Source organism: Allocatelliglobosispora scoriae, assembly GCF_014204945.1.
GTDB classification, from domain to species: domain Bacteria; phylum Actinomycetota; class Actinomycetes; order Mycobacteriales; family Micromonosporaceae; genus Allocatelliglobosispora; species Allocatelliglobosispora scoriae.
Window position 1 is genome coordinate 2169087 of record NZ_JACHMN010000003.1, and the last position, 15446, is coordinate 2184532.

A 15446-nucleotide genomic window follows, 5' to 3' on the forward strand; every position below is an offset into this window, starting at 1 on the left:
AACGCACAACCAGCTCAACCCCCGGGGAGGTGGGACGTGGCACGTAGCGACGACGCGGATGCGCGCGCCGCACGGTGGGAGAAAGAGTCCAACGATCTCTCCGCCCAGGTCGCGTTCCTTCAAGAGGAGCTCGCCCTACTGCGGCGGAAAGTGTCCGAGAGCCCGCGTCACGTGCGGCAGCTGGAGGAGCGGCTCGCCGCGACTCAGGCACAGCTGTCACGCCTGACGGAGAACAACGAACGACTGGTCGCGACGCTCAAGGAAGCCCGCGCCCAGATCGTGACGCTCAAGGAAGAGATCGACAGGCTCGCTCAACCGCCGAGCGGTTATGGCGTGTTCCTGAGCCGGCACGAAGACGGCACAGTCGACGTCTTCACTGGTGGCCGCAAACTCCGGGTGGCGGTTTCGCCGTCGCTCGATGTCGATGAGCTGCAGCGTGGGCAGGAAGTCCTGCTCAACGACGCGCTCAACATCGTCGACGCGTTCGGATTCGAGCGCACCGGCGAGGTTGTCATGCTCAGGGAGATCCTCGACGGGGGTGACCGCGCGCTGGTCATCTCGCACGCCGACGAGGAGCGCATCGTCTACCTGGCCGAGTCTCTGGCCGGTCAGCCGCTTCGCGCGGGTGACTCGCTGATGATCGAGCCTCGCTCGGCATACGCCTACGAGCGTATTCCGAAGAGCGAGGTCGAGGAGCTCGTCCTCGAAGAGGTGCCCGACGTCAACTACGAGGACATCGGTGGCCTCCAGCGGCAGATCGAGCAGATCCGCGACGCGGTGGAGCTGCCGTTCCTGCACGCCGACCTCTTCCGGGAGCACCAGCTGCGCCCGCCGAAGGGGATCCTGCTCTACGGTCCGCCCGGATGTGGGAAGACGCTCATCGCGAAAGCGGTCGCCAACTCCCTCGCCAAGAAGATCGCCGAGCTGCGCGGCCAGGAGAAGCACACCAGCTACTTCCTCAACATCAAGGGCCCCGAGCTGCTCAACAAGTTCGTCGGTGAGACCGAGCGGCACATCCGCCTGATCTTCCAGCGCGCTCGTGAGAAGGCCAGCGAGGGCACACCGGTCATCGTGTTCTTCGACGAGATGGACTCGATCTTCCGGACCCGTGGCTCCGGCGTCTCCTCGGACGTCGAGAACACCATCGTCCCGCAGCTCCTCAGCGAGATCGACGGTGTCGAGGGCCTGGAGAACGTCATCGTCATCGGCGCCTCCAACCGGGAAGACATGATCGACCCCGCGATCCTGCGGCCGGGCCGGCTCGACGTCAAGATCAAGATCGAGCGCCCGGACGCCGAGTCGGCGAAGGACATCTTCTCCAAGTACATCCTCACCGGGCTGCCGCTCGCCGCGGACGACCTGGCCGAGCACGGCGAATCCGCCGACGCGACGGTGCACGCCATGATCGACTCGGTGGTGCTCCGGATGTACTCGGAGACGGAGGAGAACCGGTTCCTGGAGGTCACCTATGCCAACGGTGACAAGGAGGTCCTCTACTTCAAGGACTTCAACTCCGGTGCCATGATCCAGAACATCGTCGACCGCGGCAAGAAGATGGCGATCAAGGAGTTCCTCTCCTCGGGTCGCAAGGGACTGCGCCTCCAGCACCTCCTCGACGCCTGCGTCGACGAGTTCCGGGAGAACGAGGACCTGCCCAACACGACCAACCCCGACGACTGGGCGCGGATCTCGGGCAAGAAGGGCGAGCGGATCGTCTACATCCGCACGCTGGTCTCCGGCGGCAAGGGTGCCGAGGCCGGCCGCTCCATCGAGACCACGACCAACACCGGTCAGTACCTATAGGCGCGACGTGACGAGGGCCGGCACCCGATGGGTGCCGGCCCTCGCCGTGTTCCGGGGCGCGCGTGGTGCGGTGCGCGCGGCGCGCGCGGCGCGCGCGGTGTGATCGCATTGTTTCTCGGAAACTGGCCCTACGCGGGCGGGGCGAGGGGCTTATTTCACGGAAAGTGCGCGATCTTGGAGCGCCAGCGGCGTTGGCGGGAGCGGTCAGCGGCGGCGGTTTGCGCCCGCCTGAGCGGGTGCGTCGGTCTCCGCCTCGGCGTCGGGCTCCGCGCCGCGCTGGGACGGCGGGCGGGCCTCGACGGTGTCCTCGCTGATGAAGTAGGCCGGCCGGGCCTGGAGCGCCTGGAAGATGCGCCCGACATACTCGCCCAGCAATCCCAGGCAGATGAGCTGCACGGCGCCGAAGAGCAGCACGGCGAGGAAGAGCGAGGTCCAGCCGGGTACGACGGTGCCGTTGGCCCAGGCGATCAGCGTGGTGGCCGTGAGGACCACCGTGGCGCCGACGCCGAACGCGCCCAGCCACAGGGCTGCCCGCAGCGGCGCGGCGGTAAAGTTGATCACGCTGTCGGCGGCGAGCCGGATCATCTTGGTGAGCGGGTATTTGGTGCTGCCCGCCGCCCGCTTCTCGCGGACGTAGCTCACCTCGCCGCTGGGGAAGCCGAGCCACGGCACGAGCAGCCGGTAGACCGGGGTGTGCTCGGGCAGCGAGCGCAGGGCCTCCACCATCGCGCGGCTGAGCAGCCGGAAGTCGCCGGCACCGTCGGGCATCTTCTTGCCGACGATCTTCCGCATGACCGTGTAGTAGAGCCCGGCGGTGTTGCGCTTGAAGACGGTGTCGGACTCGCGGTCGCCCCGCACGCCGTAGACGATGTCGAGCTGCCGCGACCGGGCCAGCTCCAGCATCTCCGGAATCACCTCCGGCGGGTCCTGCAGGTCCGCGTCGAGGCTGACCACGTAGTCGCCCCGGGACCGGTGCAGACCGGCCGTGAGGGCCGCCTGGTGCCCGCTGTTGCGCCGCAGCCGCACGAGCCGCAACTCCGGCCAGTTGCGCCGCAGGAGGTGCAGGATCGCCGCCGTGTCGTCGGCGCTGCCGTCGTCGACGGCGACCACCTCGTAGGTCTCGCCCAGACCGTCGAGGACCGGTCGCAACCGCTGCACGAGCAGGGGCAGGACCGCCTCCTCGTTGAACATGGGAATGACGACCGAGAGCGCGAGCTCCCCTCCAGCGGTCATCGTGACGTCCTTCCAGCTCAGCGACGCGGGCGGGCTGAATCCTACTAGTGCATCGATCGAGTCCGCGATGGCACGCCACGCCGTCCCACGTCGCCATGCATGCCTCGTCGGACGTGGGAGTGGCCGAGTAGCGCGTCATGGGGGCTAGGCTCGTCACATGAGTGTGCGCCGGATCATGGGGACCGAGGTCGAATACGGCATCAGTGTCCCCGGCCAACCCCAGGCCAACCCCATGGTTACCTCCTCCCAGATCGTCAACGCCTACGGGGCCCGCCCCGAGCTCGTCAAGGGAGGCCGGGCACGCTGGGACTACGAGGAGGAGTCGCCGCTGCGGGACGCGCGCGGCTTCACCTACACCGGCGCGGTCTTCGACCCGGCCGAGGCGCTGGCCGACGAGGACCTCGGTCTCGCCAACGTCATCCTGACCAACGGAGCCCGGCTCTACGTCGACCACGCCCACCCGGAGTACTCGTCCCCCGAGTGCACCAACCCGCTCGACATCGTCAAGTGGGACAAGGCGGGGGAGCGGGTGATGGCCGAGGGCGCCCGCCGCGCCGCGACCATCCCGGGCACCCAGCCGATCCAGCTCTACAAGAACAACACCGACAACAAGGGCGCCAGCTACGGCTCCCACGAGAATTTCCTGATGCGCCGGCAGACGCCGTTCGCCGAGATCGTCTCCTTCCTGACGCCGTTCTTCGTGACCCGGCAGATCGTCTGCGGCGCGGGCCGGGTCGGCATCGGCCAGGACGGCTCGCAGTCCGGTTTCCAGATCTCCCAGCGTGCGGACTTCTTCGAGGTCGAGGTGGGCCTGGAGACGACGCTCAAGCGCCCGATCATCAACACCCGGGACGAGCCGCACTCCGACGCCGACAAGTACCGCCGCCTGCACGTCATCATCGGCGACGCCAACCTCTCCGAGATCTCGACCTACCTCAAGGTGGGCACGACGGCGCTGATCCTGGCGATGATCGAGGACAAGGTGCTCACCGCCGACCTCGGCATCGCCGACCCGGTCGCCGAGCTGCGGGCGGTCAGCCACGACCCGACCCTGAGCCACCGGGTGCGGATGCGCGATGGACGCCGCCTCACGGCGCTGGACGTGCAGTGGGCCTATCTGGAGCGTGCTCGCTCCTACATGGACAGCAAGGGTATGGACCCCGAGACGGCGGACGTGCTCGACCGCTGGGAGAGCGTGCTGGACCGGCTCAGCCGCGATCCGATGCTCTGCGCCGACGAGCTCGACTGGGTGGCGAAGCTGCGGCTGCTCGAGGGCTATCGCGAGCGGGAGAACCTGGGCTGGTCGTCGCACAAGCTCCAGCTCGTCGACCTGCAGTACTCCGACGTGCGCCCGGAGAAGGGCCTCTACCACCGGCTCGTCGCCCGCGGCTCGATGAAGACCCTCATCCCGTCCGACGACGTGCAGCGGGCGATGGTGGAGCCGCCGGAGGACACCCGGGCCTACTTCCGCGGCCGTTGCCTCGCCCAGTACGCGTCCGAAGTGGTCGCCGCCAGCTGGGACTCCGTCATATTCGACGTGGGCAGGGAGTCGCTGGTGCGCGTACCCATGATGGAGCCGGAGCGGGGCACCAAGCGCGTGGTGGGTGCGCTCTTCGACCGATGCGCGAGTGCGAAGGACCTGTTGGAGGCTCTATCCAAGGGCTGACCGGCCGTGTCCGCTCTTAGCTGATCGCGTTTGTCGGTCCGGCGCGGTAGGTTTTAGGCACCCGCCGGACCGGCGAAACGGCGGGTGCGACGCCCACACGCAGTGTGGGTCGACGCGATCCGGCGGTGTGCCGCCGGATGCCACGAGGGACAAACGCGGGAGGCAGCCATGGCCAGTCAGGACACCGGTGGACAGGGACAGTCGGGCAAGCGGCGCGAGTCCGAGACCGACGAGCCTGTCGCGCCTGAGGTCAACCCCGAGGTGGCCGAGCGGGTCGAGAAGATCGGCGAGGACGTCGACGACCTGCTCGACGAGATCGACTCGGTGCTCGAGGAGAACGCGGAAGAGTTCGTGCGTGGATACGTTCAAAAGGGCGGACAGTAAGACTTTGTCCGATTCAACATACTTGAAGGAGGCCTCGTGACCTCGGGCTTTGAATCACCCGGACGTCTGCCAGCGGTCTACACCACTCCGGGGATGAGCTCGTTCACGGAATTCCTCGGCAAGGCCGCGCCGGAGCTGCTGCCCGGCCGCAGGCACCTGCCGGCCGGACACAGTGCGGACATCGCGCCGCACGCGACCACCATCGTGGCGATCGCCTGCTCCGACGGCGTGGTGATGGCCGGTGACCGCCGGGCGACCATGGGCAACCTCATCGCCAGCCGCGACATCGAGAAGGTCCACCCGTCCGACGCCTACTCGCTGATCGGCATCGCCGGCACCGCGGGCATCGGCATCGAGATGATCCGGCTCTTCCAGGTGGAGCTCGAGCACTACGAGAAGATCGAGGGCGCGATGCTCTCGCTCGACGGCAAGGCCAACCGGCTCGCCACGATGATCCGGGGCAACCTGGGCATGGCGCTGCAGGGCCTCGTCGCGGTGCCGCTCTTCGCGGGCTTCGACCTCGACGCCACCGACCCGGCCAAGGTCGGCCGGGTGTGGAGCTTCGACGTCGCGGGCGGCATCTACGAGGAGACCGGCTACGACTCGATCGGGTCCGGCTCGCTGTTCGCCAAGTCCGCGCTGAAGAAGCGCTACCGTCCGGGGATCAGCACCGGCGACGCGATCAAGCTCGCGGTCGACGCGCTCTACGACGCGGCCGACGACGACACGGCGACCGGTGGCCCCGACGTCATCCGGCGCATCTTCCCGGTCGTGATGACCGCGACCGCCGAGGGCACCCACCGCCTCAGCGACGCGGAGACCGGCGCGATCGCCGACGCCATCATCGCCGAGCGGCACTCCCAGCCCGGCGGCTGACCGCGACCGGGCCGCTCGCGGGCGGCCCGGCGGCACCAGCCCAGACCCGAGTAGTTCAGCCAGTCCGGAAGGAGCAGGTCAGACCGTGGCCATGCAGTTCTACGCCTCACCCGAGCAGATCATGCGCGACCGCTCGGAGTACGCCCGCAAGGGCATCGCCCGAGGCCGCAGCGTTGTCGTGCTGACCTACGCCGGGGGAGTGCTCTTCGTCGCGGAGAACCTCTCCAGCACCCTGCACAAGGTCAGCGAGATCTACGACCGCATCGGATTCGCCGCCGTCGGGCGCTACAACGAGTTCGAGAACCTTCGCTCGGCCGGTGTGCGCATGGCCGACCTGCGGGGCTACTCCTACGACCGCCGCGACGTCACCGGGCGGGCGCTCGCCAGCGCCTACGCGCAGACCCTCGGCACGCTCTTCTCCGAGCAGGGCAAGCCCCTGGAGGTGGAGATCTGCGTGGCGGAGGTCGGCCTGACCCCGGCGACCGACCAGCTCTACCGGCTCACCTATGACGGCTCCGTGCAGGACGAGCCGGGCTTCCTCGCGATGGGCGGCCAGGCCGAGGCGATCGGCGCCGTGCTCAAGGCTCAGCACAGCGAGTCGCACACGCTCGGTGACGCGCTCAAGCTCGCGCTGGAGGCGCTCTCGGGCGTCGGCGGCGAGGGCGGCGGCAAGCGGGTCATCGCGCCCAACCAGCTCGAGGTCGCGGTGCTCGACCGGTCCCGTCCGGGCCGCACGTTCCGGCGGATCACCGGTGCGCCGCTCACCGCGCTGCTGACCCCGGCGGCGATCGAGGCGGCCAAGCCGGAGGCGAAGCCCGACGCCAAGCCGGACGCCAAACCGGCGAAGCCGGCCGCTGAGGCGAAGCCCGACGCGAAGCCCGCGGCCGACCCGAAGCCGACCGACGAAGCGAAGTAACAGCGATACACACGAAGGGCCGTGCGCGAGGCGCACGGCCCTTCGTCATGTCCCGGTCCACCCGGCGGGAGTGCCGTGCCGGGCTTCCCGCGCGGTCACCGCTCGCACCGGCGCGGAGCACCCTGGTGCGCCGGTCAGGCCACTCCGCGAGTCAGCGCCTCGGTGAGCTGCGCGTGCCAGCCGGGCTGGGCCTTCACTCCAGCGGTGTTCCAGCGCTGGTGGCCCAGCACGCTGTAGGACGGCCGCCGCGCCGGGCGGACGAACGCGGCGGAGGTGGTCGACCGGATCCGCTCCGGGTCCAGCCCGGTGGCGGCGAAGGCGGCTCGGGCCAGCCCGGCCCAGGTCGTCTCCCCGCCCGAGGTGCCGTGGTAGATCCCGGCGGTGGCGAGCCCGGCCTCGGCGGCGTGGACCAGCTCGACGAGCTGCTCGGCGAGCGCGACGGTCCAGGTCGGCTGGCCGAACTGGTCGTCGACGACGTCGAGGGTCTCCCGCTGGGTCGCCAGGCGCAGCATCGTGCTGACGAAGTTGCGTCCGTGCTCGCCGTAGAGCCAGGCGGTCCGCACGACGTAGCCGTTCTCGGGCAGGATCGACAGCACCGCCTGCTCACCGACGAGCTTGCCCCGCCCGTACGCGTTGACCGGCGCGGTCGCCGCGTCCTCCGGCCACGGCACCGCGGGCGTGCCCGGCGCGATCTCGCCGGGCAGCACGTAGTCGGTGGAGAGCTGGATCAGCCGGGCTCCGGTCGCCGCGCAGGCCCGGGCGAGGTGGCCCACGGCGACACCGTTGATCTCGGTGGCAGCCTCCTCGGCGGTCTCCGCCCCGTCGACATCCGTCCAGGCCGCGGCATTGATGACGACATCGTGCCCGGCGACCATGTCGTGAACGGCGGCCGGGTCGCGGATGTCCAGGACGGTCCGGTCGGCGGCGGTCAGGGTGATCGTGGGGTCGGCGGCGAGTGCGCGGACCAGGTCGACGCCGAGCATGCCGCCCGCGCCGGTGACGAGGGCCCTCATCGCGTCACATCATTCAAGACAAGTCTCACGAATTCGGAGCTTACCGGGGGCCTGAGCGGTGCGGTCCGCGCCGGTTGTTGCCGAGTCGTGACGTCGATATATAGCCCGATGGGCGTTTTTGCTGCTCGGTCCGGTGCCTCCTCGATCAACCGTCGAGCGAGGCCCCCCGGTCGCCGGGTAGGCTCGCGCGGTGCGTGGCATCCTCCTCGCCGGTGGAACCGGCTCCCGCCTCTGGCCGATCACTCGTGCCGTATCGAAGCAGCTCATGCCAGTCTTCGACAAGCCGATGATCTATTACCCCCTCTCTACGCTGATCATGGCCGGCATCCGCGAGGTGCTCGTGATCACGACCCCCGAGGACCAGCCGCAGTTCCGGCGGCTGCTCGGCGACGGGTCGCAGTGGGGCCTGGAGCTGAGCTATCTGGCCCAGGAGCGCCCGGACGGCATCGCCCAGGCCTTCGTGCTCGGTGAGGAGTTCATCGGCGACGAGCCGGTGGCGCTGATCCTCGGCGACAACATCTTCCACGGCGTCGGCCTCGGCCGGCAGCTGGCGGCGGCGGAGCAGGTCTCCGGCGGGCGGATCTTCGCCTACCCGGTCGCCAACCCGCAGGAGTACGGCGTGGTCGAGTTCTCGCCGTCCGGCCGGGTCATCTCCATCGAGGAGAAGCCGACCCACCCGAAGTCCCGCTACGCGGTGCCGGGGCTGTACTTCTACGACAACAAGGTCGTCGAGATCACCCGGGGGCTGAAGCCGAGCGCCCGGGGCGAGCTGGAGATCACCTCGGTCAACGAGGCCTACCGGCGCGCCGGGGAGCTCTCGGTGACCGTGCTCGACCGGGGTACGGCGTGGCTGGACACGGGCACCTTCACCTCCCTGATGCAGGCCGCCGAGTTCGTGCGGGTGATCGAGGAGCGTCAGGGGATGAAGATCGGCTGCGTCGAGGAGGTGGCCTGGCGTGCCGGGTTCATCGACGACGCCGCGCTGCTGGCCCTCGCGGAGCCGCTCACCAAGAGCGGGTACGGTGACTACCTGCTGCGCCTCGTCGCCGACGAGCGCGGCAACTAGCGCCGGAACGCCGAAGCGAGGATGACGTGAAGCTGCGACCCCTGTCGATCGAAGGCGCCTGGGAGATCACCCCGGCCCAGCACTGCGATCCCCGTGGCGTGTTCCTGGAGTGGTACAGGTTCGACGCGCTGGCGGAGGTGGTCGGGCACCCGCTCAACCTCGCCCAGGCCAACATCTCGGTCTCCTCGGCCGGCACGATCCGCGGCATCCACTTCGCCGACGTGCCGCCGGGGCAGGCGAAATACGTCACCTGCGTGGCCGGCGCCCTCGTCGACATCATCGTCGACATCCGGGTGGGCTCGCCGACCTTCGGCGCGTGGGAGGCGATCCGCCTGGACGATGTGGACCGACGCGCCGTATATGTCCCGGAAGGTCTGGGTCACGGATTCTGCGCTCTTACGGATAATGCGACACTCACCTATCTCTGCTCGGCCACCTACAACCCCACCGGCGAGCACACGATCCACCCGCTAGATCCTGAATTGGGCATCAAATGGCCGGTCGAGGCGGGTCTGGAGCCGGTCCTGTCGGCTCGCGACGCCGCCGCGCCGAGCCTCGCCGAGGCGCGCGAACGGGGACTTCTTCCGTCCTATCCGGACTGCGTTGATTACACCGCGTCGCTTCGTACGTGACCTTGCGTCCCGACTCGCGTAGGCTCTAAGGATGGACCGGCGGATCTTCGGGATCGAAACGGAGTACGGCGTCACCTGCACCTATAAGGGGCAGCGGCGTCTCTCTCCGGATGAGGTCGCACGTTACCTGTTCCGGCGGGTCGTGTCCTGGGGGCGTTCGAGCAACGTGTTTCTGCGTAATGGCGCTCGCCTCTACCTGGACGTCGGCTCGCACCCTGAGTACGCCACGCCCGAGTGTGACTCCCTGACCGATCTCGTCGCCCACGACCGTGCGGGCGAGCGGATCCTCGAGGGTCTCCTGGTGGACGCGGAGAAACGCCTGCATGACGAGGGCATCGCGGGCGAGATCTACCTGTTCAAGAACAACACCGACTCGGCCGGCAACTCCTACGGCTGCCACGAGAACTACCTGGTCTCCCGGCACGGGGAGTTCGGCCGTCTCGCCGACGTGCTGATCCCGTTCCTCGTGACCCGGCAGCTCATCTGCGGTGCCGGCAAGGTGCTGCAGACCCCGCGCGGCGCGGTCTACTGCCTCTCGCAGCGGGCCGAGCACATCTGGGAGGGCGTCTCCTCGGCGACGACCCGCAGCCGGCCGATCATCAACACCCGTGACGAGCCGCACGCCGACGCCGAGCGCTACCGGCGCCTGCACGTCATCGTCGGCGACTCCAACATGAACGAGGCGACCACCCTGCTCAAGGTGGGCACGGCCGATCTCGTCCTGCGGATGATCGAGGCCGGGGTCGCGATGACCGACCTGTCGCTGGAGAACCCGATCCGGGCGATCCGGGAGGTGTCGCACGACATCACCGGCCGCCGCAAGGTTCGCCTCGCCAGCGGCAAGGAGGCGACCGCGCTCGAGATCCAGCAGGAGTATTTCGAGAAGGCGAGCGAGTTCGTGGCGCGCCGCGGCACCGACGCGACGACCAAGCGGGTCGTCGAGCTCTGGGGCCGGGTGCTCGCCGCGGTCGAGTCGGACAACCTCGACTCGGTCGCCCGTGAGATCGACTGGGTCACGAAGCTCAAGCTCATCGAGCGCTACCAGGCCCGGCACGACCTGCCGCTGGCGTCGCCCCGGGTGGCCCAGCTCGACCTCGCCTACCACGACCTGCGGCGCGGCCGCGGCCTCTACCAGCTCATGGAGCGGCGCGGTCAGGTCGATCGGGTCGTCCAGGACCTGCGCATCTATGAGGCGAAGGAGACTCCGCCGCAGACGACGCGGGCCCGCCTGCGTGGCGAGTTCATCAAGCACGCGCAGGAGAAGCGGCGCGACTTCACCGTCGACTGGGTGCACCTCAAGCTCAACGACCAGGCGCAGCGCACCGTGCTCTGCAAGGACCCGTTCCGGGCCCACGACGAGCGGGTGGATCGCCTGATCGCGAGCATGTAAGCTGTCCCGCACCATGGCTACCACTGATGATCAGCTCGATCCCAAGCCTGACCGGCACGATCAGGACGAGATCCTCACCGAGGGTTTCCGCGAGGCTCGCAAGCCGCGTTGGGAGCGTCGACGGGCCAAGATCCGCGAGGAGCTCGACCGCAACGCCCGGGGGGACTACAAGGTCCCGACGTGGGTGATGGTCGCGATTCTCGTCGTGATCGTGGTCGCCTGGGCCTCCCTGATCATCTGGGCCTAGCGCGTCCGCCTACGTCGTGATCGCCGCCGCCGCGTGCCTGCCGGCCGCGGCGGCGGCGACGAAGTAGGCGGTGTCCTCGGCGAGCCCTCGGCCCATCGTCGACAGGCGGACGGGCGAGGCGGCGAGCGCCTCCATCAGGCCGGTGCTGTCGACGGTCACCAGCCGGTGCCGCCCGGCGAGCGGCGCGAGCGCGGTGGCCACCGTCTCGGCCAGGTCCGGTGCGAGCCCGCTGGGCACGACGAGGTCCGCCGGGCAGAGCGCCACTCGTCCGTACGCGGTGATGCTGTGATGCGACACCCCGCGGTGCCGATCGCGCGGGTCGGCGTCCGAGATGCGTACCGATCCGATCGCTCTGCCGCCGAGCACCCCGACGGCGTTGACCGCCTCGCCCACCGCGACCCCGGAGTAGCCCCAGGCGGTGCCGGTGCCGAGGTTGCCGGGCCCCTGCGCGACGACGGTGATGTCGGCGCCGAGCACGTGGCGCGCGGCGAGCAGCCCGCTGTGCACGTTGACCGATTCCAGATCGCCGCCGAAGGCCTGACCGGCGGTGATGACACCGGCCAGCGCCGGGGCGAGCGCGTCGAGCGAGCGGGAGAACCAGGCCGGAAGCGCGCCCCCGTCGGTCATCACGTACGCGATGCGCGCCCGCGGTGCGTCGGCCCGGATGCCCGCGATGATCGCCGGAAGCGCGGAGTGCAGGTCGGCGGTGACGACGGGCATGCCGCCCAGGTCGTGTGCGGCGAGCATCGTCTCGCGGTGCGGCGAGGCCTCCTCGTCCACGGAGATCGTGATCGCCTGCAGCGGGGTGTATCGAGCCTTGACGATGTGACCGGGGCTCTCCGGGTCGGCGGGCAGCCGCTCGGGGATCGCCACGACGAGCGCGTAGCCGCCGGTGCCGAGGCCCATCGCGAGCGCACCGGTGTTGAGCAGCACCTGGTCACCGACGTGCGGCTCACCCACGAGCTGCGGGTAGGCGAGGGCGAGCATCGTCTCGGGATCGGCGTCGGCGCGCCGGTGCAGGCGTACCTGTAGCTCCATCGCGCCCTGCCAGCGCTTGCCGTGCCCGACCACCACCGCGGTACGCCACCGAATCATGCGCACCATCCTTCCGTACCGTCCCGTCCTTACCCGGTCGGGTCGAGGAAGACATACCGGATGCCCGGGAAACGTTCGCGCAGCCGCCGCTCGGCCTCGTCGGCGGCGGCCTCGACCTCGGCTCCGGAGATCGTGTCGACGAAGTCGACCTTCGCGGCGACGAGCAGGGAGCCCGGGCCCAGCAGCATGGTGAGCAGCGTCGGGACGCCCTCGATGCCCGGGACGCCCGCGAGCTCCGCCTGGATCTGGTCCTGGAGGCCGGCGGGCGCGGCGAGGCCGATGAGGTGGGCGATGTTGGCCCGGGCCAGCACACCGGCGACGGCGAAGAGCAGCAGTCCGATCGCGATCGAGGCGAGCCCGTCCCAGACCGCCGAGCCGGTGAGCACCGAGGCGCCGAGGCCGAGAGCTGCGAGGACGAGGCCGATCAGGGCGGCGCCGTCCTCCAGGGTCACCGCGACGACGGTGGTGTCCGAGGTGATCCGCAGGTAGCGCAGGGGCTTGATGCGCCAGCGGGCGGCGGCACCGCGTACCTGCCGGGTGGCCTGCCGGAACGAGATCGCCTCGATGGCGAAGGAGATGGCGAGCACGGCGAAGGAGATGCCGGTGTCGCTGAGCTCCTCGCCGTCGATGAGGGTCTGTACGCCATGCGTGATGGAGAACCCGGCTCCGGCCACGAAGGTGCAGACCGACGCGATGAAGGCCCAGAAGTAGGCGGCCTTGCCGTACCCGAACTGGTGACGCTCGTCGGCCGGCTGGGCGCCCCGGCGCAGGGCGACGTAGAGCAGCACCTCGGTGATGGTGTCGGCGAAGGAGTGCGCGGCCTCGGAGAGCATGGAGGCGGAGCCGCTGATCAGACCGGCGACGGTCTTGGCGACCGCGATGCCGAGATTCGCCGCACCCGCGATGATGACCGTGCGCAGGCTCTCTTCGCTCGACATGGCATCAGGCTAGGGTCGCGACAGGTCGGGCGCCCTGTTCAGGGTCGTTTTGCCTGGAAAAATATGTTTAGCGAGTTATTCTCCGAACGCTCGTGCTAATAACACCCCTACCGGGGACGACGTTCCACGGCAACGCTGCTAGGTTGGGCGGGTGTCGCGCAGCCGCACCGAACGACTCGTCAATCTCGTGATCTGCTTACTCTCCACCAGGCGTTTTCTCACCGCCGCGCAGATCGCCGCGACCGTGCCCGGATATGAGCACGACGCCACCGATGCCCGGGACCATGAGGCGTTCCAGCGCAAGTTCGAGCGTGACAAGGCCGAGCTCCGTGATCTCGGTGTGCCGCTCGAGACCGGCACCGCCAGCGCTTTCGACGCCGAGCCGGGCTACCGCATCGCCCAGCGTGACTACGGACTGCCCGATATCCCGCTCGGTCCGGATGAAGCCGCCGCCGTCGGTGTCGCCGCCCGGCTCTGGCGCCATGCCGGGCTCGCCGCCGCCGCCACCTCGGGGCTGGCGAAGCTGCGGGCGGGCGGCATCGAGGTCGACGCGCAGGCGACGCTCGGCGTCGAGCCGGTCGTCGCGGTCGACCCCGCCTTCGCCCCGCTGACCAGCGCCGCCCGGGAGCGCCGAGCGGTCACCTTCGACTACCGGGTGCCCGAGGAGGACACCACGGTCACCCGGCACGTGCAGCCGTGGGGCGTCGTCTGCTGGCGCGGCCGGTGGTATGTCGTGGGGCACGACACCGACCGGGGCGCCACCCGCTGCTTCCGCCTGTCCCGCATCCGCGGCCAGGTCAAGGCGGTCGGCCGGGCGAGTGCCTACAGCCCGCCGGCCGAGCTCGACCTGATCAGCCACGTGGCCCGGTGGTCCGGTCCGCTGGAGCGCAGCAACACCGCGCGGGTGCTGGCCCGCCCCGGCCGGGCCGCCGGTGTGCGGCGCTGGGCGATCGACGTCGAGCCCGCCGCCGACGGCGACGTGCTCACCCTGCGCTATGCCGAGCCGGGCGGCTTCGCCAACTGGCTCGTCGGATACGGCGCCGACGTGACCGTCATCGAGCCGGTCGAGGTCCGCGAGGCGGTGATCCTGCGGCTGCAGGAGATCGTCAAGGAGTTCGAGCCCGTGGAGGTGGTCCGGTGACGGTCACCCGCCCCGGCACCTCGGCCGACCGGCTGGCCCGGTTGTTGAATCTGGTGCCCTACCTGCTGACGCGGCCCGGGATCCTGATCACCGAGGCGGCCGCCGATCTCGGGGTCACCCCGGCGCAGCTCCAGGACGACCTGGAGCTGCTCTGGGTGTGCGGGCTGCCCGGATACGGCCCCGGTGACCTGATCGACATGGCGTTCGACGGCGACCGGGTCACCATCACCTACGACGCGGGCATCGACCGGCCGTTGCGCCTGACTCCCGACGAGGCGATGGCGCTGGTGGTGGCGCTGCGGATGCTCGCCGAGACGCCGGGCATCGCCGACCGCGACGCGATCAGCCGGGCCCTGTCGAAGATCGAGAAGGCTGCGGGGGAGTGGGCCGACGCGCCCGTCGCCGTCGGCACCCGGGGCAACGACGACCGGCTCGCCACCGTGCGTGCCGCCGTCGAGCGCGGCCGGGCGCTGCGCATCACCTACTACACGGCGACCCGCGACGCGACGACCGAGCGGGTGATCGACCCGATCCGGGTGCTGATCGTGGGCGAGCGCTCCTATGTCGAGGCCTGGTGCCGACGCGCGGCCGACGTGCGGCTGTTCCGGGTCGACCGGATCGATGCGCTCGTCGAGCTCGAGGAGCCCGCGGTGCCGCCGCCGGGGGTTCGCAGCGAGGTCCTCGACGGTGCCGTCTACCGCCCGGCGGGGGACGCGCCCGAGATGGTGCTGCGGATCGGACGCGGGGCGCGGTGGATCACGGAGTATTACCCCGTCGAGGGGATCGAGGAGCTCACTCCCGAGGAGTGGCTGGTCACGATGCGGGTGACGGACCTGGACTGGGCCCGGCGGTTCGTGCTCGGACTCGGGCCGGGCGTGGGCGTCGTCTCGCCCAGTGAGCTCGCGGCATCGGTGCGCTGCTCGGCGCAGGAAGCGCTCGCGGCGTATTCGGCGTGATTAAATCATTCGTGTATGCGGATGTCGTGATGTTAGATTCCCCAGCGTAACGCTCACGGGGGCGGTGTCCTCGCGTGACCTGTAGCACCG

General features: G+C 69.7%; 15 protein-coding genes. 11 read left to right on the forward strand and 4 right to left on the reverse strand.

Annotated elements, in window-relative coordinates; genetic code table 11:
* Positions 1-36 precede the first annotated feature (36 nt).
* Positions 37-1803: a proteasome ATPase gene (gene arc, locus F4553_RS35935; RefSeq protein ID WP_184845479.1), complete on the forward strand. Its 1767-nt coding sequence runs from the start codon at positions 37-39 to the stop codon at positions 1801-1803.
* Positions 1804-2007: 204 nt separating this feature from the next.
* Here the strand turns inward: arc and F4553_RS35940 are convergent, their stop codons facing one another.
* Positions 2008-3036, reverse strand: a complete 1029-nt coding sequence (locus tag F4553_RS35940; RefSeq protein WP_184845481.1) for a glycosyltransferase family 2 protein — start codon at positions 3034-3036, stop codon at positions 2008-2010.
* Positions 3037-3193: 157 nt separating this feature from the next.
* On the opposite strand from F4553_RS35940, the gene dop reads away from it, so the two are divergent.
* From dop to prcA, 4 genes are all read left to right on the forward strand, one after another.
* Positions 3194-4702 carry a depupylase/deamidase Dop gene (dop, locus tag F4553_RS35945; protein ID WP_376776335.1) on the forward strand — a complete coding sequence of 503 codons (1509 nt, stop codon included), beginning with the start codon at positions 3194-3196 and terminating at the stop codon, positions 4700-4702.
* 168 nt (positions 4703-4870) lie between these two features.
* A complete protein-coding gene (locus F4553_RS35950; protein ID WP_184845483.1) occupies positions 4871-5086 on the forward strand; it encodes a ubiquitin-like protein Pup in 216 nt (71 codons plus the stop codon).
* 36 nt (positions 5087-5122) lie between these two features.
* Positions 5123-5962 carry a proteasome subunit beta gene (gene prcB / locus F4553_RS35955; protein WP_184845485.1) on the forward strand — a complete coding sequence of 280 codons (840 nt, stop codon included), beginning with the start codon at positions 5123-5125 and terminating at the stop codon, positions 5960-5962.
* A gap of 85 nt (positions 5963-6047) precedes the next feature.
* The gene (gene prcA, locus F4553_RS35960) at positions 6048-6878 is read left to right on the forward strand and encodes a proteasome subunit alpha (protein ID WP_184845487.1); all 831 of its coding nucleotides are present in this window, start codon (positions 6048-6050) and stop codon (positions 6876-6878) included.
* A gap of 134 nt (positions 6879-7012) precedes the next feature.
* Here prcA and rfbD read toward each other — a convergent pair whose 3' ends face one another.
* On the reverse strand, positions 7013-7891 hold the full coding sequence (gene rfbD / locus F4553_RS35965) for a dTDP-4-dehydrorhamnose reductase (protein ID WP_184845489.1): 879 nt from the start codon (positions 7889-7891) through the stop codon (positions 7013-7015).
* Between the two features lie 190 nt (positions 7892-8081).
* Between rfbD and rfbA the strand changes: the two genes are divergently transcribed.
* The 4 genes from rfbA to F4553_RS35985 are packed head-to-tail and all read left to right on the forward strand — an operon-like array spanning position 8082 to position 11226.
* Positions 8082-8957 (forward strand): glucose-1-phosphate thymidylyltransferase RfbA, encoded by an 876-nt coding sequence (rfbA, locus tag F4553_RS35970; RefSeq protein ID WP_184845491.1) that lies wholly within the window; start codon positions 8082-8084, stop codon positions 8955-8957.
* 26 nt (positions 8958-8983) lie between these two features.
* Positions 8984-9589, forward strand: coding sequence for a dTDP-4-dehydrorhamnose 3,5-epimerase family protein (locus tag F4553_RS35975; RefSeq protein WP_184845493.1), 606 nt, complete (start codon positions 8984-8986; stop codon positions 9587-9589).
* 31 nt (positions 9590-9620) lie between these two features.
* The gene (pafA, locus tag F4553_RS35980) at positions 9621-10979 is read left to right on the forward strand and encodes a Pup--protein ligase (RefSeq protein WP_184845495.1); all 1359 of its coding nucleotides are present in this window, start codon (positions 9621-9623) and stop codon (positions 10977-10979) included.
* Positions 10980-10992: 13 nt separating this feature from the next.
* Positions 10993-11226 (forward strand): hypothetical protein, encoded by a 234-nt coding sequence (locus tag F4553_RS35985; protein ID WP_184847538.1) that lies wholly within the window; start codon positions 10993-10995, stop codon positions 11224-11226.
* Positions 11227-11235: 9 nt separating this feature from the next.
* Here the strand turns inward: F4553_RS35985 and F4553_RS35990 are convergent, their stop codons facing one another.
* The gene (locus tag F4553_RS35990; protein ID WP_184845497.1) at positions 11236-12321 is read right to left on the reverse strand and encodes a DUF3866 family protein; all 1086 of its coding nucleotides are present in this window, start codon (positions 12319-12321) and stop codon (positions 11236-11238) included.
* A 29-nt stretch (positions 12322-12350) separates the two neighbouring features.
* Positions 12351-13259, reverse strand: a complete 909-nt coding sequence (locus F4553_RS35995; protein ID WP_184845499.1) for a cation diffusion facilitator family transporter — start codon at positions 13257-13259, stop codon at positions 12351-12353.
* 151 nt (positions 13260-13410) lie between these two features.
* Here F4553_RS35995 and F4553_RS36000 point away from each other — a divergent pair, with 151 nt between their 5' ends.
* Entirely contained in the window at positions 13411-14400 is a 990-nt protein-coding gene (locus F4553_RS36000; RefSeq protein ID WP_184845501.1) for a helix-turn-helix transcriptional regulator, read from the forward strand.
* Entirely contained in the window at positions 14397-15356 is a 960-nt protein-coding gene (locus F4553_RS36005; RefSeq protein WP_184845503.1) for a helix-turn-helix transcriptional regulator, read from the forward strand. Before F4553_RS36000 ends, F4553_RS36005 begins: the two co-directional genes overlap by 4 nt.
* The last annotated feature ends 90 nt before the right edge of the window (positions 15357-15446 follow it).